The organism is Ruegeria sp. SAZD011 (assembly GCF_059612545.1).
Window position 1 is genome coordinate 182,055 of sequence record NZ_JBXWQU010000020.1, and the last position, 23,354, is coordinate 205,408.

The following is a 23,354-nucleotide window of genomic DNA, read 5'->3' on the forward strand; positions in this document are numbered from 1 at the left end:
GTCTTGGGACTTGAAGAGGTGGGGCCGGTCTGTCCGGCCTAATCCTGCTCGGACAACTGTTGTTTCAGCCGTTCGTTTTCCGCCCTGAGCTGCGCCAGCTCAGCACCAAGCGCATTCAGATGCGGGGCCAGTTCGGCCTCGGTATAGCGGGGGGTGATGTGCTGAGGGCAGTTCCAGTCCAGCCCCTCGACCGAGATGATGGCGGCGCGTTCAGCCGGGTGGGTCTGCCCGTCGGGCAGCAGGCTGGCGGCGGCCTCGGGTCCTTCGGTGAATTTCATCCGGCCGAGGATTTTCAGCCGGCGCTGGTTGGCGTAGTCCATCAGGATCAGCGCCACCCGGCTGTTGCCGTCCAGATTGCCGCGCGAGATATACTGCCGGTTGCCCGACAGGTCCGCATAGCCGATCGTGCGCGGCCCTAGCACCCGCAGGAACCCGGCAGGCCCGCCGCGATACTGCACATAGGGCCAGCCGATTTCCGACACCGTGGCCTGATAGAACCCGTCCCGCGCCTCGATGAAGGCCTGTTCGGCAGGCCCGATCTCATGCCCCTGCTGCGGACCGCCCTCGATGAACTTGGCATAGCTGCGGGCGGAGCCGAGCCGTTCCTGATGGGCACGCACGGCGGGGGTGAAGGTCAGCTGGGAAAAGGCGCGGGGCATCGTTCAATCTCCGTTCAGAGGCCAAGTTCGGTCAGACCGGGATGGTCGTCGGGGCGGGGCCCGAGAGGCCAGTGAAACAGGCGCTCATCCTCGGTGATGGGCAGGTCGTTCAGCGAGGTGTGGCGGGCCGACATGCGGCCATCCTCGTCGAATTCCCAATTCTCGTTGCCGTAGGACCGGAACCAGTTGCCGCTGTCGTCGTGCCACTCATAGGCATAGCGCACGGCGATTCGGTTGCCGGACCAGGCCCACAGCTCCTTGATCAGGCGATAGTCCAGCTCCTTGTCCCATTTGCGGGTCAGAAAGGCGTGGATGTCGTCATGCCCGGTGATGAATTCGGCCCGGTTGCGCCAGCGGCTGTCGTCGGAATAGGCGGGCGTCACCACGTCGGCGCTGCGGCTGTTCCAGCCGTTTTCGGCCAGGCGCACTTTTTCAGCGGCGGTTTCGGCGGTGAAGGGGGGCAGTGGGGGGCGTGTCATTGGGGGTATCCCGTGTCAGGCGATGGAAGCGGCCAGAATTGCCAGCGTCAGAAGCAGGGGAACATGTCTTGTCGGGAAAAGGGCATAGCGGCGTCGCATGGCGTTAATCCTTATGTGTACCGATCTGTTAACTTGCCCTCAAAGTGTACTGATCGGTAAACTTTTGCAAGTCCTTTTGTGCAGATTTTTTCGTGGCAGGAGGCGTGGCGGAAAAACTTCATTTCGTGACAAATGGTTACCCCTGATGATTTGCACATCGCGACCGGCGTGCTTATGTACCGATCAGTAACCCAAGGACGAATCATGCGGCCGAACAAGAAAGACGAGCTGGTGCGAAAGGCCCTGACGGTGTTCTACCGGGACGGGTTTCACGCCACAGGCATGGACAAGCTGGTGGCTGAGACCGGGGTGTCGAAGACCTCGATGTACAAACATTTCCGCACCAAGGAGGAGTTGATCGTCGCAGTGCTGAAGCTGCGCGACGAAAGTTTTCGCGAATGGTTCGAAAAGCGGGTGGACGAGTTGGCCGATACGCCTGCTGACAAGATCCTCGCCAGTTTCGACGCTCTGGGGGAGTGGTTCGAGGAAGACAGCTATCGCGGCTGCATGTTCATCAACGCGGGCGCGGAGTATAATTGCAAGGATGATCCGATCCGGCAGGAGGCGGCGCATCACAAGCAGGTGCTGCTGGATTACTTCACCGATCTGGCCCGGCAGGCGGGCGCCCGCGACCCCGAAATGCTGGGGTGCCGGATCCTGTTGCTCAAGGAGGGGGCGATCGTGACGTCTTCGCTGCTGGGCACAGCGCAGCCCGCCTGCGACGCCAAGGACACGGCGCGCATCCTGCTGGACCACGCGTTGCAGGGCTAGGGCGCGGGCAAGCCGCGCCTCAGGGTGTCAGGCGAGGGCGCGACCCTCGGCCACATGTTTCCTGAGGATCTCGGGGGGGGCGAACCGGTTTCCGTATTTGCCGGCCAGTTCCTCGCACCGGGCCAGGAACCGGGCCGGGCCATAGGTGTTGACGTATTGGATATAGCCGCCGGTATGAACCGGCGCGCCGATCCCCAGGATCGAGCCGATATTGCCATCCTCGACCGTGCGCAGCACGCCTTCCTCCAGACAGCGCAGGCTTTCCAGCACGGCGCGGAACAGGATGCGGTCCTTGATATCGGCGTCGGGGATATCGGCCCCCTCCTTGCGCCAGGCGGCCAGCCCCGGCCAGATCGTCTTGCCCTGACTGTCATAGTCATAGAACCCCTTGCCGGTGGCGCGGCCATGGCGACCGTGCTGGCTGATCATCTCGGCCAACATGGCGCGGGCGGCGGGGTTATGTTCCTTGTCAGGGTCCAAGAGGCCCATTTCCACCTGGGTGTTGTAGATGTCGGTGACCAGCTTGATCTGCACCTCGTCGAGCAGCGACAACATGCCGGTGGGCATGCCGGTGAGGCGTGACAGGTTGTCGACGCGGACCGGATCATGCCCCTCGGCCACCAGTTCCACCGCCTCGATGATCTTGGTGCCGATGGTGCGCGAGGTATAGAACCCGGTGCTGTCACCCACGATGATCGGGGTCTTGCGGATCTGGCGGGCAAAGTCGAAGGCGCGCGCCAGCGTCTCGTCCGAGGTCTTCTCTCCGGCGATGATCTCCAACAGCGGCATCTTGTCGACGGGTGAAAAGAAATGCAGCCCGACGAAGTTCTCGGGCCGCGCGGCGCCGGTGGCCAAGCGGGTGATCGGCAGGGTCGAGGTGTTCGAGCCCCAGATGCCGTTTTCGGCCAAGAGTGCCTCATGCTCGGCCAGCACCGCATCCTTGACGTCGATCTTTTCGAACACCGCCTCGATGATCAGGTCGCAACCTTTCAGATCTTCGGCCTTGTCGGTCGGGGTGATCAAGGCCAGCACCGCCTCGCGCTCCTCGGCGCTCATCCGGCCCTGTTTGACGCGTTTGTCCAAGAGAGTGGCGGTATAGGCCTTGCCGCGCTCAGCGGCCTCCATCGTCTGGTCCTTGAGCACCACGGGCAACCCCGCCGTGGCGGCGGAAAAGGCGATGCCCTGACCCATCATGCCCGCGCCCAGGATGCCCGGGCGCTGCACCTTGGAGGGCGGCACGCCCTTGGGCCGGCTGGCACCGCCATTGACCTTGTTCATGCCGAAAAACAGCGTCTCGATCATGTTCTTGGTGCTGGCCAACGGGGTCAGCGACACGAAACGGCGGCTTTCATAGCGGGTGGCGGTGTCGAAATCGACCTTGCCCGCCGCCTCGGTCATGATGTCGAGAATGCGCGCGGGCGCAGGCATCAGCCCGCGCGTCTTCTTGTAGAGCATCGCGGCAGCGCCTGCGATGCGGGTCATGTTATGTGGCGCGGTCGATGGCCCGCCGGGGATCTTGTAGCCCTTGGTGTCCCAGGGCTGGGTCACCGCCGCCGCATCGCCCTGCACCGACAGGATGTATTCCTTGGCGCGGGTCAGGAGTTGATCAGCGGGCACGACCTGATGGATCAACCCGGCCTTCAGCGCCTTGTCGGGCGACACCTGCCGCCCTTCGAGTAGGAATGGCATCGCGCCTTCCAGACCCAGCATCCAGGTCAGGCGCACGACGCCGCCGCCGCCGGGCAACAGGCCCAGCGTGACCTCGGGCAGGCCGATCTTGGTTTTCGGATTGTTGGCGGCGATACGGTGGTTGCAGGCCAGGCAGATCTCGAACCCGCCGCCAAGTGCGGCGCCATTGATCGCGGCGACATGGGGCACGGGCTGTTTCTCCATCCGGCGCATCACGGCCTTGGTCGCCTCGACCGATTGGAACAGCGCCTCGACCCCGTCAGGCTCGATGCTTTTCAGCATCTTCAGATCGCCCCCGGCAAAGAACGTGTCCTTGGCCGAGGTCCAGATCACACCTTTCAGCTCCGGCTCCGCTTCAAGCCGGTCCATGGTCGCGGCAAAGAGCGGCCAGAACTCGGCATTCATCGCATTGACCGGCCCGTCCATGTCCATGGTCACGGTGACGATGCCGTCGGCATCCTTTGCATAGTGAAAATCACCCATTCTGCCGCTCCCTTACAGACGTTCGATCAGGGTCGAGATGCCCATGCCGCCACCGACACAGAGCGAGATCATCGCCCGTTTAGCGCCCCGGCGCTCCAACTCGTCCAGCACGGTCGACACCAGCATCCCGCCCGTGGCACCCAGCGGGTGGCCCATGGCGATGGCGCCGCCGTTCACATTGGTGATCTCGTGGTCGATATCCAGATCCTTCATGTAGCGCAGAGCGACCGAGGCAAAGGCCTCGTTGATTTCCCAGATTTCGATGTCCGAGACCTTCAGCCCCGCCTTGGCGAGACATTTCTTGGCCGCGGGTCCGGGGCCCGCGAGCATGATCACCGGATCGGTGGCGATGACCGTGGCCGAGACGATGCGCGCGCGCGGCTCCAGCCCCAGATCGCGGCCCGCCTTCTCCGAGCCGATCAGCACGGCGGACGACCCGTCGACAATGCCCGAGCTGTTGCCGGGCGTATGCACATGATTGATGCGCGCCACTTGCGGGTATTTGGCCAGCGCCATGTCATCATAGCCAAAGGCGCCCATCCCGGCGAACGAGGGGTTGAGCGCGCCCAGCTTCTGCATGTCGGTGTCGGGCTTGATGAAATCGTCCCGCTCCAGGATGGTCAGGCCGTTCTCATCCTTCACCGGCACCACCGAGCGGTCGAACCAGCCGCTGTCGCGCGCATGCGCGGCGCGGCGCTGGCTTTCCATGGCGAAGGCGTCCACATCCTCGCGGCTGTAGCCGTCGATGGTGGCGATCAGGTCGGCGCCGATGCCTTGCGGGGCCGAGTTCTGATCGATCACGAAATCGGGGTCGGTGAACATCGCTCCACCCTGGCTGAGCATGGGGATGCGGCTCATCGATTCGATGCCACCCGCGACCACCAGCTCCTCCTGATCCGATCCCACTTTGGCTGCGGCCATGTTCACCGCCTCAAGCCCCGAGGCGCAGAAACGGTCAAGCTGGACACCCGGCACCGCCTCGTCCCAATGGGCCGCCTGCACGGCGGCCTTGGCGACGCAGGCGCCCTGATCGCCGACCGGCGCGGTGCAGCCAAGGATCACGTCGCCCACGCGCGCGGTGTCCATGTCGTGGCGCGCCTGCATCTCGCGCAAGAGACCGGCGGCCAGCTGGATCGGTTTGACCTCGTAAAGCGCGCCGCTGGCCTTGCCGCGAGACCGGGGCGTACGCAGCGCGTCATAGATATAGGCGGTTGTTGCCATGACCGTTCCTCCTGAAGCTTTGGCAACAGCCTAGGGGCGGGTGCCGGGCGAAAACAATGATCTGGCCGTGCAGAGAAATAGACATTAAGTGACAGATATGGCGGTCACGATCCCGGCGACGATTGTTGCCAACATTCTCGAAGGCGCGGTGGCGCGTGGTGCCGATCCGGCAGCCATTCTCGCGCGGGCGGGGCTGCCGGGTGTTGTCGGCGCGCTGGAGGCGCCGGATTTCGTGCGTCTGGTGAGGGCGGTGACGCTGGCACTGGATGATGAACTGGCCGGATTGCAGGACCGGGCTCAGCGGGTGGGGACGCATGCGATCATGGCCGCCCATGTCAGCCATGCGGATACTCTGGGTGCGGCTTATGGCCGGGCGACCGGGTTCATGGACCTTATGGACAATTCCTTTCGTTTCTCACTGCGTGAAAGTGGTGCCAGCCTGCTTTTCGAGATGACGCGCATCCCCGGGCGCACGGTGCTGAACACGACAGCGGTTGAAATGGTGCTGGTTCTGGTCGGGCGCATGCTGGCCTGGATGGTGGGCAATCGCGGCGCGTTGAACGGTGCCTGGTTCGAACATGCCGCGCCTGGACATGCCAGCGCCTATCGCGCCATGTTCCAGCGGGCGCCGATGCAGTTCGGCCAAAGCTCTTCGGGGCTGGCAATCCCGCGGGCGCTGACACGGCTGCCGGTGCTGCGTAACGAGGAGCAGGCAACGGCCTATGCCCGGCGCACGCCGCTTGACGCATTCCTGCCTCAGGACGCATCTGCCGGTCTGCCGCTTGAGGTGGCGGTGGCGGTGGAAACCTGCCTGTCGGTCGAGGGGCGGCTGCCCGACATGGTCCACGTCGCCGCCACCCTGCAAATGGCGCCGCATACGCTGCGGCGGCGGCTCAAGGCAGACGGGGTGGATTATTCCGATATCCGCAAACAGGTGCGCCGCGACATGGCGGTGCGCCTGTTGGCCACCACCGGGGACAGCGTCGAAGCCATCGCCGCCCAGACCGGGTTTTCCGAAGCAAGCGCCTTTATCCGCGCCTTTCGAAGCTGGACCGGCCTGACCCCGCGTGCCTATCGGAAAGCGGAATTGTAAAGTGGCGGGTGATCAGTCGTTGCCGCAGAACAGGGAATAGAGCAACCCGATCACCTGTTCCGTATTGCTGTCGGACAGAGAATAGAAAACGGTCTTGCCTTCGCGCCGGGTGCTGACCAGCCCCTCTTCGCGCAGCCGGGCCAGCATTTGGCTGACCGCGGCCTGTCGGATCTCGAGGAGGTGCTCCAGTTGCCCCACCGATTTTTCACCCGCCCCCAGATGGCACAGGATCATCAAGCGCCCCTCATGCGCAAGCGTCTTGAGATAGCCCGCCGCGCGGGCGGCGTTGCTCGCCATATCATCGGGTGTATCTGGCGACAAAGGGGGGGCGTCTTGCACGGTCACTGTGGCGTCCTGTCCTCGTAAATGGCGTCAATATGCCTCAAGGACAGGCTGGATGTCACCCCTAGATCGCAGGCGCACCGCCCTGAAACGCATTGCCGCTGGCATAGTCGCAGGGGGCTTCCTGCATGTTCAGATGCAGGTCATGCCCGGTGAAGGGATGGGCGCGCGCAAGTTCCTCGTCCACCTCGATCCCCAGGCCGGGGGCGTCGGGCGGGATCACAAATCCGTTATCGACCCGGATCGAACCCTTGATCAGCGCATCGTGGAACGGGGTTTCGATGCTTTCGAGCAGAAGGATGTTCGGGATCGAGGCCGCAAGCTGGATATTGGCGGCCCATTCGATCGGCCCCGCATAGAGATGCGGCGCCATCTGGGCGTTGAACAGCTCGGCAATGGCGGCGACCTTCTTCATCTCCCAGATGCCGCCCGCGCGCCCCAGTGCCGGTTGCAGGATCTCGGCCGCGCCCGCGCGCAGAACCGCGCCAAACTCGGCCTTGGTAGTCATGCGTTCGCCGGTGGCTACCGGGATGCGCACGTTGCGGGCGACGCGGGCCATGTCCTCGATATTGTCGGGCGGGGTCGGCTCTTCGAACCAAAGCGGCGAGTAGGGTTCCAGCGCCTGTCCCAGACGAATGGCGCCAGCCGTGTTGAACTGGCCGTGGGTGCCAAAGAGCAGGTCCGCCTTGTCGCCCACCGCCTCGCGGATCGCCTTGCAAAATGCGACCGAAAGCGAGATGTCGGTCATCGCAGGCATGTGGCCGCCCCGGATGGTATAGGGACCGGCCGGATCGAATTTCACTGCCGTATAGCCCAGGCGTACCATTTCGGCAGCGCATTCGGCGGCCTGGTCGGGCGAGGTCCAGAACGACCCAATCTCGTGATGCGGCAACGGGTAGAGATAGGTATAGGCGCGGATACGCTCGTTCATCCGTCCGCCGATCAGCGCATGGACGGGCCGGTCGCGATCTTTGCCCAGAATGTCCCAGCAGGCGATCTCGAGGCCCGAGAAAGCGCCCATCACGGTCAGATCGGGACGCTGGGTAAAGCCGCTGGAATAGGCGCGGCGGAACATCAGTTCGATATTCTCGGGGTTTTCGCCAGCCATGTGCCGGTCGAACACGTCTCGGATCACATGGGTCATCGCCTCTGGCCCGACCGAGGAGGCATAGCATTCGCCCCAGCCGGTGATGCCGGTATCGGTGGTCACCTTGACCAGGATCCAATAGCGCCCGCCCCAGCCGGGAGCAGGTGGCGCCGTGACGATAATGTCGAGGTCTTGCAGCTTCATCGGGTACTCCATCGAGGGGGGCGGAGGCAAAAAATTTAAAATTTTTTGCAGGCAAATTTTCGGGGAAAATTTGCCGACAGTCTCGGGCGTCAGTTGAACAGGATCACGTTGCGTTTGGCGCTTCCGGTGCGGGTGTCGGCGATGGCTTCGTTGATCTGCTCCAGCGACCAGCGGCCAGAAATCAGTTCGTCGAGTTTCAAGCGGCCTTGCTGGTAGAGGTCGATCATCCACGGGATATCGCGCTGGATCACCACGTCACCCATTTTCGAGCCGATCAGCCCGTGTCCCTGAAACGAGGCGCTCATCGGTTCGTATTGCGCCATGGCACCGGCATGGGGCATGCCGATCATCACTGCCCTGCCGCCCCAGCCCAGGTATTTGGGCGCCTCGTCATAGGCGCGCACCGCACCGACCGTGACCAGCACCGCATCGGCGCCGCGCCCGCCAAGCGCCTTGTAGGCCGCGCGCCAGGGTTTCGGGCTGGTGGCGAGCACGCCATGGGTGGCGCCGAACTCGCGGGCGATGTTCAGTTTCTCTTCGGTCATGTCCACCGCGACGATGCGACGGGCGCCGGCGATGCGGGCGCCCTGGATGGCGTTCAGCCCGACGCCGCCGGCGCCGATCACCACCACGTCCTGACCGGCGCGCAGCCGGGCGGCGTTGACCGCCGCCCCGACCCCGGTGATCACCCCGCAGGAGAGCAGACAGGCCACGTCGCGGCCCATATCATCGGGGATCCTGACGATCTGGCGCTGGCTGACCACCACTTTCTCGGCAAAGGCGCCACAGGCCATGGCCTGTAGCAGCGGACCTTCGTCCGCGGTACGCAGCGGCCCCTGTTTCACCCCGTCATAAGGTGTGTCGCAGATGGTGGGCTGACCGCCTGCGCAATTGGCACAGCTGCCACAGGCGCGGATCAGCGTGACCACCACCGGATCGCCGGGCGCAAAGCCCACAACACCCGGACCCACGGCCGACACGGTGCCTGCCGCCTCGTGCCCGTAGACCGCCGGCAGATGCCCGCCCCAGGCGCCATCGGCATAGGAGATGTCGGAATGGCAGATCGCGACCGCGTCCAGCGTCACCTCGACCTCGCCGGTGCCGGGCGGGGCAAGCAACACCTCTTCGATCACCAGTGGTGCGTTGAACTCATGGCAAACGGCGGCGCGGATTTTCTGCATCCCGGCTCTCCTCGGCATTTCTTTACACTACGGTGGACCGCGGCGCTCGATGCGGCAAGGTGGAAACCGGCAAAGATACGTCGCTATTACGTCACGGCAGTCCGCGTGCGCAAAAAGATTACCAACCCTGCCGCCATCAATGCCAGCGCGACGAGGAAAGGCGCACCGGGCAAATAGACCGGTGCCTGTGGTCCGGTAAAGTGGGCGAATACGCTGGCCATCAACAGGGGTGAAACGATCATCGACAGGGCATGTACGGCGGACATCACCCCTTGCAGCGCGCCCTGCTGGTCATCGGCGACGCTGCGCGACATGATCGCCTGCAAGGCGGGCGGGACCACCGCACCCATCGCGGTGATCGGGATCAGGATCAGCGCAAGTGTGCCGCTGGCGATGAAGGCGAGCAGACCGAAACCCACGAAGTCGAACAGCTGACCCCAGATCACCGTGCGGCGCTCGCCGATGCGGCGGGTGATACGCGGCAGCAGCCCACCCTGTACCACCGCCATCAGGAAGCCGAAGATACCCAGCGACAGGCCGATCATCTTAGGCGACCAGCCGAACCGCTCCTGCGAGAAATAGGACCATATCGCCGGGTAGACATAGATTGCCACGGAATAGAGGAAATAGGCCCAGAGCAGCCCCTTGAGCCCGGGCACCTGGCCCAGCATGCGAAAGGCGCCCAACGGATTGGCGCTGGCCCAGGAAAAGGCGCGGCGGGTGGCCGTCGTCACCGTTTCGTTCATCACGAAAAGGCCGAGGACAAAGTTCAGCCCGGCCAGAACCGCCGCCGCCCAGAATGGCGCGCGGGTGCCGAACTCGCCCAGCACGCCGCCCATCAGCGGCCCCAGCACAAAGCCGACACCAAAGGCCGCGCCCAGCATGCCGAAACGGGCGGCCTTTTGCTCGGGGCGGGAGACATCGGCCATATAGGCCGAGGCGGTGGCATGGGTGGCCGCCGTGATGCCGCCGACGATGCGCCCGGCCAACAGCAGCCAGATACTGCCCGCCACTGCCATCACCACATAGTCCAAGGCCATGACAAAGAGCGAGACCAGCAGAACGGGGCGCCGTCCGAAGGCATCGGACAGGCTGCCGATGATCGGGCCGAACAGGAACTGCATCGCGGCAAAGGCGGTGCTGAGCACGCCGCCCCACAGCGCCGCGTCGGCCAGGGTGCCGCCTTTCACCTCGACGATCAGGTCGGGCATGATCGGCATGATCAGGCCAATTCCCATGGCGTCGATCATCACCGTCGCCAGGATAAAGAGAAAGGGCAGGCGCATTCTGAACCGTCCGGTTTAGTTTTCCAGACCCTAGCCGCGCCGGTCGGGGTTGAAAAGCCGCTAAGTGACCGCTTGCGACCGGACCCGGGCGGCAAAGGCGCGGGCCTCGTCCGGGGCGGCACCCAGCTGTCTGGCCGGGTCGGTCAGGGCCGCCGCGTCGAGCTGCGGCCAATCGCGTGCAATCAGGTCGCGCAGCGGCACCTGGCTCTCCATCGCCTCGGCACAGAGGGTCTTGACGGCGGCCTGTGCCTCGGGACGGGGTAGGTGGGTGGCGAGCGCAAAGCTCACCGCCTCGGCGTGGATGGTGCCAAAACCCATGTCGAGCGTGGCGGCCATGGTATCGGGGCAGGGGGCCAGTCCGGGCAGCAGGCGCTGGGTGATCTGCACCGAGGACGCCGCGCCCAGTACGATCTGGGGCAAACACATCCATTCGGTGAACCAGGCGGCGCCGTCGCGCTGGTGCCGGTGCACGCCCGCGCCATGCAGCACCGCCAAAAGGCCCGGCACCTGCCGGGACAGCGCCACCAGCGCCGAGGGGCCGACCGGGTTCTGTTTCTGCGGCATGGTCGAGGACGCGCCGCCGCCACCCAGCGTGATTTCGGCAATTCCGGTCTGGGTCAACTCGATGGCATCCTCGCCCAGCTTGCCAAGCGCCAGCGCGATGCGGGTGCACCAGTCGGCGAGCCGCAGCACTGGTGTACGGTCGGTATGCCAGCTGTGCCCGGGATCAGCGAGGTTCAGAAGCTGGGCCAGATCGGCGCGCAGCCGCGCCGCCTCGGGGCCCAAAGCGGCGGCGGTGCCCGCGGCGCCGGACAGAGAGACCAGCAGACAATCGCGCCTGAGACCCGGCAATTCGCGCAACAGATCAAGCAGCGGCGCCCCCCAGGCCGCCACCACCGCGCCAAAGCTGGTGGGGGTGGCATGCTGGCCATAGCTGCGGCCCGCCATGGGCAGTTCGGCATAGGTTACGGCCAGCCCCGCCAGGATTTCCAAGATCGCGCCCAGATCCCGTTCCAGCACCGAAACCGCCTGACGCAATCGCAGCATCAGGCCGGTGTCGATGATATCCTGCGAGGTGGCGCCCCAATGCACGTATTGCGCATGTTCGGGCGCCTGCATCTCGGTGCGAAAGGCGGCGACCAATGCCGGGACGCTGACCCCGTTTGAACCCGTCGCCTCGGCCAGGGCGCCGGGGTCGAGATGGATTTCCATCGCCGCGCGGTGAATGGCGCCAGCGCTCTCTGCCGGGATCAGCCCCAGCGCGCCTTGCGCCTTGGCCAGCATCCCCTCGACCAGCAGCATCGCGCGCAACTCGGCTCCGTCGGTGAACAGCCGCCCGGCATCGCCCGCAGGAAAAAGGCGCGTCAGATGCGCGCTGTCAAACACTGATGCGGCCATCAGAACTGTCCTTCGATCCGTGTCAGCAGCCGCGCCAGCCCCTGCGGGTCGGCAAAGAACGGCGAATGAGAGCTGTTCATGACATGGACACGGTCGGATGGCCAGTCCGCCGTCATCTCCTCCTGGTATTCGGGCGGAATCGTCCGGTCCTCGGCACAGCGGATATAGGCCTTGGGCACGCTCGCAAACCGGTTGGACAGGGTCAGCGGCGTTTCTTGCGGGGCAATCGCCTGCGGGCAGAGGCGCGGCTGGGCGTAATGCACCCGCTCGGGTCGGCAGTCGTGATAAAAGAGATCGGCGACCTTCTCGGGATCGACGATATAGGACAACCCGTCCTCGGATTTCACCACCGCCTCGGTCAGGGTCTGGCGTGGCGCGCGTTTGCGCATCTCGACCATCGACAGACCCGAGCGGGGCACATAGGCGCAGAGATAGATCAACCCGCGCATCGCGTCAGGGTTTCGTTCAGCAGCGGCGCTGATCGGATAACCGGCCCAGCTGTGGCCCAGGATCAGGGTGTCGGCTGTACTGGCGTCCAGCACCGCGTCGCGGCAGCTGTCCAGTGTAACCTCGTTGATCGGAGTCACGTCCGACCCATGGCTGGGCATGTTGATGGCGCGCACCGTGTGGCCACGCTCCTCCAGCGCCGGGATCAGGTCGCGCCAGCACCACGCCCCGTGGCAGGATCCGTGAACCAGAAGAAAATCGGCCATGGCCGTGCCCTCTCAGATATGGCCCACCTCGCGCAGGAACTGCACGAGGCGTTCGGCATAGGCGGCAGGGTGTTCCACACAAGGCAAGTGCCCGGCCTTGCGGATCAGGTGGAATTGCGAACCGGGGATCAGATCGACGGTTTCCCGCACCAGATCCGGCGGGGTGGAGCCGTCCTCGTCCCCGGCGATGCCCAGGGTCGGCAGCCTGAGGCCGCTTGTGGGGGTATAGAAATCGGTGCCCGCGATGGCGGCACTGCACCCGGCATAGCCCTGCACCGGTTGCCGGACCAGCATGTTGCGCCAAAGAGTCAGCTCGGCCGTGGTGCGGAACCCGCGCGAAAACCAGCGTTCCATCACGGCATCCGCCAGTGCCTCGATCCCGCCTGCGGTGACGGCGGCGATACGCTCTTGCCACATCTCCTTGGTGCCGATCTTGGCGGCGGTGTTCGACAGAACCATCGCGCGCACCTGGTCCAGCCGCTTGACCGCCAGCCCTTGCGCGATCATGCCACCGATCGACAGGCCCACCACTGCCGACTCACGAACCTCAAGCATGTCCAGGAGCCGCTCAGCATCGCGCACCAGCGTGCCCATGGCATAGGGCCCGTCCGGCGCGTCGCTCAGGCCGTGGCCGCGCTTGTCATAGCGGATCAGTCTTAGCCCAGCGGGCAGATGAGGCAGGATCGGATCCCACAGGCGCAGATCGGTTCCCAACGAGTTAATGAACAGCACAGGTGCGCCTTCGGGGTCGCCCTCGACCCGGTAATGTAGCCTGATATCCCCCAGATCCGCGATCCGCATGTGGCAGCGACTCCCCTTTCCAGTGTGGAACCAGACTAGAGCCTTACGCAGGGGAAGGTAAAGCGCCCTGACGCCGCATGGCGTCATTTTGCCTGTGGATGGCCCGTTCAGGCAAAGCGCTCTAAGGCAGTGCGAAACACCGCCGCGTCGACATTGCCGCCCGAGGCCACGGCAATCACGCTATCTCCTTCGACCTGATCGGCGTGAAACAGGGCCGCTGCAAGCGAGACCGCACCGCCCGGTTCCAGCACGATCTTGAGCCGCAGAAAGGCCAGCGCCATGGCGCGCAGGGCATCGTCCTCACTCACCGCCAGGCCGGGGCCGCAGAGCCGGCTGAGGATCGGAAAGGTGATCTTGCCCGGTTCCGGCGTCAGGATCGCGTCGCAGATATTGCCGGTTTCCGAAGTGTTGCGGCTGACGGTTCCGCTGGCGAGCGAGCGTTTCACATCGTCAAACCCCTCGGGCTCGACCGGGCGCGCGCGCAACCCCGGTGCGCGGGCCTCAAGCGCCAGTGCCACGCCCGAGGTCAACCCGCCACCGCCGCAACAGACCAGCACATCGCCGCTCTCGACGCCCAGTTCACCCGCCTGTTCGGCCAGTTCCAGCCCCACACTGGCCTGACCGGCGATCACCTGCGGTTCGTCATAGGGCCGGATCAGCGTCAATCCGCGTTCGGCGGCCAGCGCGGTGCCGATCTCTTCACGGCTTTCGCGGCCCCGGTCATACAGCACCACCTCGGCCCCCAGCGCCCTCGTGTTGTCGATCTTGAGCCGGGGCGCATCCGAGGGCATCACGATCACCGAGGCGATGCCATGCAACGTCGCCGCATGGGCAACCCCCTGCGCGTGATTGCCCGAGGAATAGGCGATGACGCCGCGGGCGCGCGTCTCGGGGTCCAGTGCCGAAATGGCCGACCAGGCACCGCGAAACTTGAAGCTGCCGGTATGTTGCAGGCATTCGGGTTTCACCAGCACCCGGCGCCCGGCGATCTCGTCCAGAAAGGGCGAGGAGAGCAGCGGCGTGCGGCGGACATGGCCCATCAGCCGCGCGGCGGCGGCCTCGATCAGGTCTATGGTGCTCATGCGGCCTCCAGAATGCGGCGGATCAGGTCCAGCGATTGCGGTTCGTCGAGAAAGGGAACATGGCCCCGGTCCGGCACTTCGGCCGAGATCAGACCGGGATGGCGGCGATGCATCTCGGCCACGGTGCCCGCGCCCAGAATATCGGAATTCGCCCCCCGCAACACGGCGGTGGGAATGTCGCGCAGCGCCTCGAAGAAGAGCCACAGATCAGGGATCGTCCCGGTCGCGGCCTGATCCAGCAGCGCCTTGTGCAACCCGTCGTCATAGCGCAGCGCCAGCCCGCTGTCGGTGGCGGCATACTGGATCTCGGCCTGTTTGCGCCAGACCGAGAGCGGCACGCCGGGAAACTGCGGCTCCATCGCCTGTTTCAGCGCCAGCGCGGCCTGGTCATGGGTTTTCGAGACCGGTTTCTTGCCGACATAGTCCATGATCCGGGCGATGCCCGCCGGCTCGATCACCGGGCCGACATCGTTCAGGATCACCCCCGCCAGCCGGTCCGGGTGGCTGGCGGCCAGTGCCATGGCGATCATGCCCCCGCGCGAGGTGCCCAGCACCGACACCCTGTCCAGCGCCAGATGGTCGAGCAGTTCGATGGTGTAATGGGCTTCGCGCAGGACATTGTAATTGCGGTAATCGGGATCATAGTCGGACTGCCCCCGCCCGCGATAGTCGAGGCGGATCAGCCGAAGATCGGTCACATGCGGGCGCAGGAATTCGAAATCGCGGCTGCACCGGGTCAGCCCGGCAAGGCAGAGAAGCGGTTGGCCGGTCCCCTCGTCCTCGAAGAACAGGCGCAGACCGTCGCTGGTGGTGAAGCTGGCCATTCAGACCCTCGCCAGTTCAGGAATGCCGGTCAGATCCGACAAGATATGGTCAGGGGTCCAGGGCAGCCGGTCCAGCGGCTCGCCCGCGCGGTTCACCCAGGCGGTGCGGAACCCGTAACCCGCCGCCGCCGCCGCATCCCAGCCGTTTGAGGACACGAACAGCACCGCATCGGGCGGGCAGCCGAACCGCTGGCCCACCAGGTCATAGACCCGGCGATCAGGTTTGAAGATGCCGACGCTTTCCACGGAAAGCACGTCGTCGAGCACATCGCCCAAGCCAGCCGAGCGCACCGCGCCATCCAGCATGTCGGGCGACCCATTGGACAGGATCGCGGTTTCCAGTCCGGCGTCCTTGAGTGCGCGCAGCATCGCCGGAACCTCGGGATAGGCCTGCAATTGCCAGTAGAGGTCCAGCAGCCGTTGGCGCAGCGCGGCATCACCTGCCAGCCCAACCGCCTCGAGAGCCCAGTCGAGCCCCTCGCCGGTCACTTGCCAGAAATCGGTATGCGCCCCAGTGATCGCGCGCAGCCAGCTGTATTGCAGCTGTTTCAGCCGCCAATGACTGGCCAGCGTCTGCCAATGCGGGCGCAGGGCTGCGTTGTCGGGGTCCTCTGCCGCCTGCCGGGCGGCAGAGGAGACGTCGAACAACGTGCCATAGGCATCGAATACGCAGGTGGTTATGGACATCGTATCCTCTCCGCAAGGGGTCGCGCGGCGCAGCCTCGCACAGTCGCGCGGCGGGCGAAAGGGGGCGGGGTTTACATTGGCGTGACAGGGTCTAGGCTGGGCGTTCTTTCAAAACTGCCCCAGACGGAGACGGCATGACCCAGATAAAACAAGGCGACACGGTGCGCATCCACTACACCGGAACCCTGCTCGACGGCAAAACCTTCGACAGTTCCGAGGGGCGCGATCCGCTGGAGTTCACGGTCGGGTCCGGCCAGATCATTCCCGGTCTGGACCAGGCGATGCCAGGCATGGAGGCGGGCGAGAAAAAACGCGTCGAGGTGCCCTGTGCCGAGGCCTATGGCCCGCTGAACCCCGAGGCCCGTCAGGCGATCCCGCGCGAGGGGATCCCCGATGACATTCCGCTGGAACTGGGCACCCAGTTGCAGATGCAATCCCCCGATGGCCGGGTCATCCCGGTGACCGTCGTCGAGGTAGAAGAGGCAACCGTGACGCTGGATGCCAACCACCCCCTGGCCGGTCAGGACCTGATTTTCGACATAGAGGTCGTCTCGATCAACTGACGAAATGACCCGCCCCGATGAGGGGCGGGCCATTTCGGTCGCGCATGGGGTTCGGCAGTCGAGATTTTTCGTCGAAAAATCTCGCCAGCGCTACATCGCTTCGGGTTGCGGCATACCGAGAACGTGGAAACCGCCATCGACTCGGATGATCTCGCCCGTGGTACAGGCGCCCGCGTCCGAGGCCAGGTAGACTGCCGTGCCGCCCACCGCTTCGAGCGTTGCGTTCGAACGCAGCGGTGCATTCTGGTCACAGAACTTGAAGGTTCTGCGCGCCCCGCCGATGGCGGCACCAGCCAGCGTTTTCATCGGGCCGGGCGAGATCGCGTTCACGCGAATTCCGTCGGGTCCCAGGTCATTGGCCAGATAACGGGTCGCCGATTCCAGTGCCGCCTTGGCCACACCCATCACGTTGTAGTTCGGCACCACCCGGTTCGAGCCCTGATAGGTCAGTGTCAGCACGGTGCCGCCATTGTCCTTCATCATCGGATAGGCGCGGCGGGCCACCTCGATCAGCGAATAGGCCGAAATATCCATCGAATGCTTGAAATTGGCCCGGCTGGTGTTCAGGAACCGTCCTGTCAGTTCGGATTTGTCCGAATAGGCGATCGCATGCACCAGGAAATCCATCGTCGGCCAGCGCGCGGCCAGCTGTTCGAAGGCGGTGTCCAGCGAAGCATCGTCTGTGACATCCGCATCGACCATGAAATCGCTGCCGACACTGGCGGCCAGCGGTTCCAGGCGCTTGCCAAAGGCCTCGCCCTGGTAGGTAAAGGCCAGTTCCGCCCCCGCCTCGTGCATTGCCTTGGCAATGCCCCAGGCGATGGACCGGTCGTTCGCGACCCCCATGATCAGGCCGCGTTTGCCCTGCAAAAGTCCTGACATCCGCCCTTACCCCCTGAACTTGCTCAGCACCATCGATCCGTTGGTGCCGCCAAAGCCGAAGCTGTTGGTCATCACCGAATCGAGGCCGGCGTTTTCTACATATTGTGTCGCGACCTCGCCTGGCTGGATGCCTTCGGCCAGAGTGTCGACATTGATCGAGGGCGTGATGAAATCATGCTCCAGCATCAAGAGGCAGAAGATCGCCTCGAGCGCGCCCGCCGCCCCCTGGGCATGGCCGGTCATCGACTTGGTCGAGCTGATCGGCGGCACACGGCCCTCGCCGAACACGCGGCGCACCGCCTCGACCTCGCCCACGTCGCCGACCGGGGTCGAGGTGCCATGCGCGTTGATATAGCTGACCTTGCGGTCTTCGGGCAGGGTGGACACCGCCAGCCGCATCGCCCGTTCTCCGCCCTCGCCCGAGGGTGCCACCATGTCATGCCCGTCCGAGGTGGCGGCATAGCCGGTCACCTCGGCATAGATCCTGGCGCCACGCGCCAGGGCGTGTTCCAGCTCTTCCAGCACCACGATGCCGCCGCCGCCCGAGATCACGAACCCGTCGCGATCCTGATCGAACGCGCGCGAGGCCTTCTCGGGCGTGTCGTTGTATTTCGACGACATTGCGCCCATCGCGTCGAACAGGCAGCTGAGCGTCCAGTCCAGCTCTTCGCCGCCGCCGGCGAACATCACGTCCTGCTTGCCCAGCATGATCTGCTCGGCGGCATTGCCGATGCAATGCAGCGAGGTCGAGCAGGCCGAGGTGATGGAATAGTTCAGGCCCTTGATCTTGAACGCGGTGGCCAGGTTGGCCGAAATGGTCGAGCACATGCATTTGGGCACCGCAAAGGGCCCGATCCGCTTGGTCGCGCCGGTCTTGAGCACGGTCTGATGCGCGCTCAGCATGGCACTGGTCGAAGGGCCGCCCGATCCGGCCACCAGACCGGTGCGCGGGTTGACGATCTGATCCTCGGTCAGCCCCGCATCGGCGATGGCCTGTTGCATGGCGATATGGGCATAGGCTGCACCCGGCCCCATGAAGCGCAGCGCGCGCTTGTCCACATGTTCGGCCACGTCGATCTTGAGCGTGCCGGCGATGCGGCTGCGGAACCCGTGTTCGGCCATTTCCTCGCTGGCGACGATGCCCGACCGGCCCGCCTTGAGCGAGGCGGTGACCTCTTCGGCATTGTTCCCGATCGAGGAGACGATCCCCAACCCGGTGACGACTACTCGGCGCATGTGGCCTCCCTTGCTTGCTCGGGTCTTATTAGGGCATTGGCGGGGCCGGGTGCAAGGTGGCGTGGTGTCGGGGACGTCGCCGATCCTGGATCCGGCCCGGGCCGGTGTGGCATTGCCGGGCCTGTCAGCCGGACAGGAACATGTCCTTGAACTGATCGCGCAGGATGTTCTTTTGGACCTTGCCCATCGTGTTCCGCGGCAATTCATCCATCACGATCAGTTTTCGGGGATGTTTGAACCGGGCAAGCGAGGCCTGAACCTGTGCCATGATCGCTTGTGTATCGGGGGTCTTGCCCGGTTGCGCCACGAGGATGCCCAGCGGGGTTTCTCCGAAATCGGGATGCGGCACCCCGATCACCGCGCTTTCCAGCACGTCGGGCTGATCGTCCAGCAGCAGTTCCAGCTCCTTGGGATAGATGTTGAACCCGCCCGAGATGATCAGGTCCTTGCCACGTCCGACGATGGTGACATAGCCGTCGGGATCGACGAAACCCAGATCGCCGGTGATGAAGAATCCGTCGCCGCGCAGTTCGGCTGCCGTTTTCTCGGGCATCTGCCAATAGCCCTTGAACACGTTTGGGCCGCGCACCTCGATCTGGCCTATTTCGCCCTGAGGCAGGGGTTCGCCGCTCTCGGGGTCGGTCACCTTCAACTCGACGCCCGGCAGAGGAAATCCCACAGTGCCCGCGCGGCGCTCGCCCTCGTAGGGGTTGGAGGTGTTCATGTTGGTCTCGGTCATGCCGTAGCGTTCGAGGATGCGGTGGCCTGTGCGCTCTTCGAACGCGACATGGGTTTCCGCCAGCAAAGGCGCCGAACCCGAGACGAAGAGGCGCATATGTTGCGCCAGCTTGCGGGTGAACCGGGCATCGCCCAGAAGGCGGGTGTAAAAGGTCGGCACGCCCATCATGGCGGTCGCGCGGGGCATCTGCGCGATGATCTGGTCAAGGTCGAATTTCGGCAGGAAGATCATGCCGCCGCCGGTGAGCAGCGCGATATTGGTGGCGACGAACAGGCCGTGGGTGTGAAAGATCGGCAGCGCGTGCAGCAGCACGTCATCGGCGGTAAAGCGCCACTCGCGCGCCAGGGTTTCGGCATTCGACAACAGGTTGTCCTGGGTCAGCATCGCGCCCTTGGAGCGGCCGGTGGTGCCCGAGGTATAGAGGAAGGCCGCCAGGTCATCGCCGCTGCGCTCAACGGTGGCAAATGTGTCCGGCATCCCGGCGGCGCGCGCGGTCAGGCTGCCGGTTCCGTCGGCGTTCAGGGTCTCGACCCGCGCGCCCAGACCGTCGGCGATCGGGGTCAGCATCTCCAGACTGCGCCCGTCGCAGACGATCAGCGCGGCGCCGCTGTTTTCGATGAAATAGCTGAGTTCATCGGCGGTATAGGCAGTGTTGAGCGGCAGAAAGATCAGCCCTGCCTGCGCGCAGGCGGCATAAAGCGCCAGCGCCTCGGGCGATTTCTCGATCTGGGCCGCGACCCGGTCGCCCGGTTTCAGACCCAGGCCGGTCGCCGCATGGGCCAGCCGCGCGGCAAGTGCCAGAAAACCGGCATGGCTGATCACCTGCCCGTCGGGCAGAAACAGGAACGGGGTCTCCTTTCCGGCATGGGTGCCGAAGAGGCGGTCATAGAGGGGATTTGTCATCGGGTTCCCTTTCCTGCGTTACGTTCCGGTCCGCTTGCAGTTCTGGGACATCGCACAGCGATGGTAAAGGCGGTTCGCCATCGCGGGGTCGAGTTCTCTGTCAGCTGTCCCGGAGGATCATCTCGGCCCCGCGTGCGGCCAGCATCATGACCGGCGCGTTGGTGTTGCCCGAGGTCACGTTGGGAAAGGACGAGGCGTCGATCACCCTCAGCCCCGCCACCCCATGTACCCGCAGCCGCGAATCCAGCACCGAATCCCGCGCCGAGGGTCCCATGCGGCAGGTGCAGCTGGCGTGATAGACCGACCCGGCGCGCTGCCGGAAATCGGCCAGCAGATCGGCGTCGGACATGGCGGAGATGTCGGGACCATCGACCGTAACGGCCCGGATCGCGGGTGTCTCTGCCAGTTTCTGAGCGATCCGTCCGGCGGCAACGGCCATGGCGCAATCCTCGTTGGTGGACAGCGAGTTGGGACGGATATCGGGGGCAACCCCCGGATCGGGCGAGCGGATCGTCACCGCGCCCCGGCTGGTGGGACGGCAAGGCTGGGCGCAGATCAGAAAACCGGCCATTGGCGCCACGTCGGGTTTGCCATCGGGACGCACCGAGTAGGACATCGGGTTGCAATAGACCTGCATGTCGGCGGATCCGCCGGGGGTCGACGGTACGAAACCGCTGATCTGGTTGATCGGCACGCTGAGCGGCCCGCCCCGTGTCAGCAGATATCGCAGCCCCGCTGCCATCTTGCCGGGCCAGTTGCCCAGACGGTTGTTCAGCGTCGGTTCGGTGGCGGTGAACTGATAGGAGATGCCAAGATGATCCTGCAGGCCCTGACCCACCTGCGGCAGATCCCGGGCAACCGTGATCCCGTGGCGTTTCAGCAGCTCGGCGGGTCCGATGCCCGACAGTTGCAGCAGCTGCGGCGAGTTCACGGCACCGGCGCTGACGATCACCTCGCGGGTGGCCGTGGCCTGCACGCGGTGGCCACGGGCGCGGTACGCCACACCCGTCGCTCTGCCGTCGTGCAGGATGACTCGCTCGACCAGGGCCTCCGAGACCAGGTGCAGGTTGGGCCGCTTGAGGGCAGGGCGCAGGAACGCGTCGGCTGCCGACCAGCGTCGACCGTTGCGAACCGTACCGTGCAGGCGTGCGATCCCGTCGCGCGCGGCACCGTTCAGGTCGTCGCGGATCGGCCAACCGGCCTGTGCCGCCGCCTTGAGGAAATGTTCCGAGAACGGGTGCATCCGGTTGCCGACATCGCTGACATGAACCGGCCCGCTGCCGCTGAGGCTGCGCCGCCCGCCAGGACCGGGCCGATCGCGGGTTTCCAGTTGGGCATAGGTCTCGCGGACCGACTGCCAGTTCCAGCCCGCTGCGCCCGCGGTTTCCCAATCGTCGAAATCCTGCGGCAGACCCTGTACATAGGCCATCGCGTTGATCGAGGACGACCCGCCCAGCACCCGTCCGCGCGGCCAGAAGGCGGCCCGCCCGGCAAGCCCCGGATCGGACTGTGCGGTATAGCACCAGTTGACCCGCGGGTCGTCATAGGTCTTGCCATAGCCCAGCGGCACCTTGATCCAGAACCGATTGTCACTGCCGCCCGCCTCAAGCAGCAGAACCTTGTAGCGCCCGCAAGCGGTCAGCCGGTCCGCCAGAACACATCCGGCCGACCCGGCGCCCACAATGATGAAATCGAATCGGTCCATTGCACTGTCCTGCCTTGGGGCCAGTGCCGGCATGATCTCACCATTGGCCCGCGCGCAGCGTGAACACAGTTTGATTTTCAATCCAAACAACGGATATTGCGGCTAAGGCCAAACAATTTTTAAAGGTAATCCGCCGATGGACCTTCCTCATCCGACCTGGCTGCGCAGTTTCGAAGCCGCCGCGCGCCTTGGCAGTTTCTCGGCCGCCGCCGAGGAATTGGGGCTGACCCCTGCCGCGGTCAGCCAACAGATGCGGCTGCTGGAACAGCATCTGAAAACCACCTTGTTCGAACGGTTGCCGCGCGGTGTGGCGCTGACAGATATGGGCGAGGCCTATGCCCAGCCGGTGCGCAAGGGGTTGGGCGATATCCAGGTCGCGACCGCCGGTCTGTTCGGCAAGGCGCGGCGCCAAAGGGTCAAGGTGCGGGCCTCGATCTCTTGCGCGGCGCTGGTGATTGCGCCCCGACTGCAGGAGTTCTTGGAGCGTCATCCCGAGATCGAGGTCGAATTGTCGACCTTTGTCTGGGCGAACCGGTTTCAGGACGGGATCAGCGATATCGACATCCGCTTCGGCTTTGGCGACTGGACCGACGGGCGTGTCACCCATCTGGGGCATGAATTCGCGATCCCGGTCTGCCCCCCGGACTATCTGGCGGGGTTCGGCGATGCGCCGACGCTTGACCGTCTTGCGGCGGCGCATGTGCTGACGATTCACGGGTCGGAATCCGACTGGCCGCGACTGTTTGCACAAATCGGTTTACCGCTGCCAGTGGCGACCCGCGTCACGCGGTTCGACTCCTCGCTGATGGCTCTGCAATCGATGACGGCTGGATCCGGCCTCGCCATCGTGCTGGAGAGCTTTGCCCAACCGTTTCTCGACCGGGGCCTGGTGGTTGCACCGGTTACCGACCGGCTGGCCATTCGACCGGCGCATTTTCTGGTCGAGCGTGACGGTGCCTGGCAGCGCGACGAAATACGCGCGTTCTCCGACTGGATAAGAGGTCTTTTTGTGACTGGTTGACCAGAACACGAAACGGGAGCCTTGCCCAAGGCTACCGTGACCGAGTTCCGAATGGTATTCTTGCCAGATCAGGTTTGGGACATCATGTTGTTAACATAATCCATATTATGCCTGAATGGGTCGCTTGCCGGGCACATTCTAAACTGGGTTGCGACGAATCCCCTATCTTGCTGGAAAGCAAGGAGAACGGAATATGGCCCACACGG

At 64.7% G+C, this 23,354-nt stretch carries 22 protein-coding genes; 4 read left to right on the forward strand and 18 right to left on the reverse strand.

Features of this window, described 5'->3' with window-relative positions:
• Nucleotides 1-38 precede the first annotated feature (38 nt).
• Nucleotides 39-659 (reverse strand): pyridoxamine 5'-phosphate oxidase family protein, encoded by a 621-nt coding sequence (locus AC2FLM_RS07220; protein WP_011242198.1) that lies wholly within the window; start codon nucleotides 657-659, stop codon nucleotides 39-41.
• 14 nt (nucleotides 660-673) lie between these two features.
• Entirely contained in the window at nucleotides 674-1,138 is a 465-nt protein-coding gene (locus AC2FLM_RS07225; protein ID WP_496856856.1) for a nuclear transport factor 2 family protein, read from the reverse strand.
• A gap of 303 nt (nucleotides 1,139-1,441) precedes the next feature.
• Here AC2FLM_RS07225 and AC2FLM_RS07230 point away from each other — a divergent pair, with 303 nt between their 5' ends.
• Nucleotides 1,442-2,008: a TetR/AcrR family transcriptional regulator gene (locus AC2FLM_RS07230; RefSeq protein WP_496856858.1), complete on the forward strand. Its 567-nt coding sequence runs from the start codon at nucleotides 1,442-1,444 to the stop codon at nucleotides 2,006-2,008.
• Nucleotides 2,009-2,035: 27 nt separating this feature from the next.
• Here AC2FLM_RS07230 and AC2FLM_RS07235 read toward each other — a convergent pair whose 3' ends face one another.
• Nucleotides 2,036-4,180, reverse strand: coding sequence for a 3-hydroxyacyl-CoA dehydrogenase NAD-binding domain-containing protein (locus AC2FLM_RS07235; RefSeq protein ID WP_496856860.1), 2,145 nt, complete (start codon nucleotides 4,178-4,180; stop codon nucleotides 2,036-2,038).
• A gap of 12 nt (nucleotides 4,181-4,192) precedes the next feature.
• Complete coding sequence (locus AC2FLM_RS07240; RefSeq protein ID WP_496856862.1) at nucleotides 4,193-5,401, reverse strand: acetyl-CoA C-acetyltransferase; 1,209 nt, start codon at nucleotides 5,399-5,401, stop codon at nucleotides 4,193-4,195.
• A 97-nt stretch (nucleotides 5,402-5,498) separates the two neighbouring features.
• Here AC2FLM_RS07240 and AC2FLM_RS07245 point away from each other — a divergent pair, with 97 nt between their 5' ends.
• Nucleotides 5,499-6,494 (forward strand): AraC family transcriptional regulator, encoded by a 996-nt coding sequence (locus AC2FLM_RS07245; RefSeq protein WP_496856864.1) that lies wholly within the window; start codon nucleotides 5,499-5,501, stop codon nucleotides 6,492-6,494.
• 12 nt (nucleotides 6,495-6,506) lie between these two features.
• Here AC2FLM_RS07245 and AC2FLM_RS07250 read toward each other — a convergent pair whose 3' ends face one another.
• From AC2FLM_RS07250 to AC2FLM_RS07295, 10 genes are all read right to left on the reverse strand, one after another.
• Nucleotides 6,507-6,791 carry an ArsR/SmtB family transcription factor gene (locus tag AC2FLM_RS07250; RefSeq protein WP_234140296.1) on the reverse strand — a complete coding sequence of 95 codons (285 nt, stop codon included), beginning with the start codon at nucleotides 6,789-6,791 and terminating at the stop codon, nucleotides 6,507-6,509.
• Between the two features lie 109 nt (nucleotides 6,792-6,900).
• Entirely contained in the window at nucleotides 6,901-8,127 is a 1,227-nt protein-coding gene (locus AC2FLM_RS07255) for a mandelate racemase/muconate lactonizing enzyme family protein (RefSeq protein ID WP_496856867.1), read from the reverse strand.
• A gap of 89 nt (nucleotides 8,128-8,216) precedes the next feature.
• Nucleotides 8,217-9,308, reverse strand: a complete 1,092-nt coding sequence (locus AC2FLM_RS07260; RefSeq protein WP_496856869.1) for a Zn-dependent alcohol dehydrogenase — start codon at nucleotides 9,306-9,308, stop codon at nucleotides 8,217-8,219.
• An 86-nt stretch (nucleotides 9,309-9,394) separates the two neighbouring features.
• The gene (locus AC2FLM_RS07265) at nucleotides 9,395-10,594 is read right to left on the reverse strand and encodes a TCR/Tet family MFS transporter (protein ID WP_496856871.1); all 1,200 of its coding nucleotides are present in this window, start codon (nucleotides 10,592-10,594) and stop codon (nucleotides 9,395-9,397) included.
• 60 nt (nucleotides 10,595-10,654) lie between these two features.
• Entirely contained in the window at nucleotides 10,655-11,992 is a 1,338-nt protein-coding gene (locus AC2FLM_RS07270) for a class-II fumarase/aspartase family protein (RefSeq protein ID WP_496856873.1), read from the reverse strand.
• On the reverse strand, nucleotides 11,992-12,705 hold the full coding sequence (locus AC2FLM_RS07275; protein ID WP_496856875.1) for an alpha/beta fold hydrolase: 714 nt from the start codon (nucleotides 12,703-12,705) through the stop codon (nucleotides 11,992-11,994). The genes AC2FLM_RS07270 and AC2FLM_RS07275 overlap by 1 nt, the downstream gene beginning before the upstream one ends.
• A gap of 12 nt (nucleotides 12,706-12,717) precedes the next feature.
• The gene (gene pcaD / locus AC2FLM_RS07280; protein WP_496856877.1) at nucleotides 12,718-13,506 is read right to left on the reverse strand and encodes a 3-oxoadipate enol-lactonase; all 789 of its coding nucleotides are present in this window, start codon (nucleotides 13,504-13,506) and stop codon (nucleotides 12,718-12,720) included.
• Nucleotides 13,507-13,613: 107 nt separating this feature from the next.
• Nucleotides 13,614-14,588, reverse strand: a complete 975-nt coding sequence (locus AC2FLM_RS07285; protein ID WP_496856879.1) for a threonine ammonia-lyase — start codon at nucleotides 14,586-14,588, stop codon at nucleotides 13,614-13,616.
• Complete coding sequence (locus tag AC2FLM_RS07290; RefSeq protein ID WP_496856881.1) at nucleotides 14,585-15,412, reverse strand: alpha/beta fold hydrolase; 828 nt, start codon at nucleotides 15,410-15,412, stop codon at nucleotides 14,585-14,587. Before AC2FLM_RS07290 ends, AC2FLM_RS07285 begins: the two co-directional genes overlap by 4 nt.
• Complete coding sequence (locus AC2FLM_RS07295; protein ID WP_496856883.1) at nucleotides 15,413-16,099, reverse strand: haloacid dehalogenase type II; 687 nt, start codon at nucleotides 16,097-16,099, stop codon at nucleotides 15,413-15,415. It lies immediately after the preceding gene.
• A 134-nt stretch (nucleotides 16,100-16,233) separates the two neighbouring features.
• On the opposite strand from AC2FLM_RS07295, the gene AC2FLM_RS07300 reads away from it, so the two are divergent.
• The gene (locus AC2FLM_RS07300; protein WP_234143627.1) at nucleotides 16,234-16,662 is read left to right on the forward strand and encodes an FKBP-type peptidyl-prolyl cis-trans isomerase; all 429 of its coding nucleotides are present in this window, start codon (nucleotides 16,234-16,236) and stop codon (nucleotides 16,660-16,662) included.
• A 90-nt stretch (nucleotides 16,663-16,752) separates the two neighbouring features.
• Here AC2FLM_RS07300 and AC2FLM_RS07305 read toward each other — a convergent pair whose 3' ends face one another.
• The 4 genes from AC2FLM_RS07305 to AC2FLM_RS07320 all read right to left on the reverse strand — a co-directional run bounded on the left by AC2FLM_RS07305 (nucleotide 16,753) and on the right by AC2FLM_RS07320 (nucleotide 22,127).
• Complete coding sequence (locus tag AC2FLM_RS07305; RefSeq protein ID WP_234171571.1) at nucleotides 16,753-17,544, reverse strand: enoyl-ACP reductase FabI; 792 nt, start codon at nucleotides 17,542-17,544, stop codon at nucleotides 16,753-16,755.
• 6 nt (nucleotides 17,545-17,550) lie between these two features.
• Nucleotides 17,551-18,780 (reverse strand): beta-ketoacyl-ACP synthase I, encoded by a 1,230-nt coding sequence (gene fabB, locus AC2FLM_RS07310; protein WP_234143625.1) that lies wholly within the window; start codon nucleotides 18,778-18,780, stop codon nucleotides 17,551-17,553.
• A 124-nt stretch (nucleotides 18,781-18,904) separates the two neighbouring features.
• Entirely contained in the window at nucleotides 18,905-20,422 is a 1,518-nt protein-coding gene (locus AC2FLM_RS07315; RefSeq protein ID WP_496856886.1) for a malonate--CoA ligase, read from the reverse strand.
• A gap of 100 nt (nucleotides 20,423-20,522) precedes the next feature.
• A complete protein-coding gene (locus AC2FLM_RS07320; protein ID WP_496856888.1) occupies nucleotides 20,523-22,127 on the reverse strand; it encodes a GMC family oxidoreductase in 1,605 nt (534 codons plus the stop codon).
• A gap of 136 nt (nucleotides 22,128-22,263) precedes the next feature.
• Here AC2FLM_RS07320 and AC2FLM_RS07325 point away from each other — a divergent pair, with 136 nt between their 5' ends.
• A complete protein-coding gene (locus AC2FLM_RS07325) occupies nucleotides 22,264-23,148 on the forward strand; it encodes a LysR substrate-binding domain-containing protein (RefSeq protein ID WP_234220990.1) in 885 nt (294 codons plus the stop codon).
• The last annotated feature ends 206 nt before the right edge of the window (nucleotides 23,149-23,354 follow it).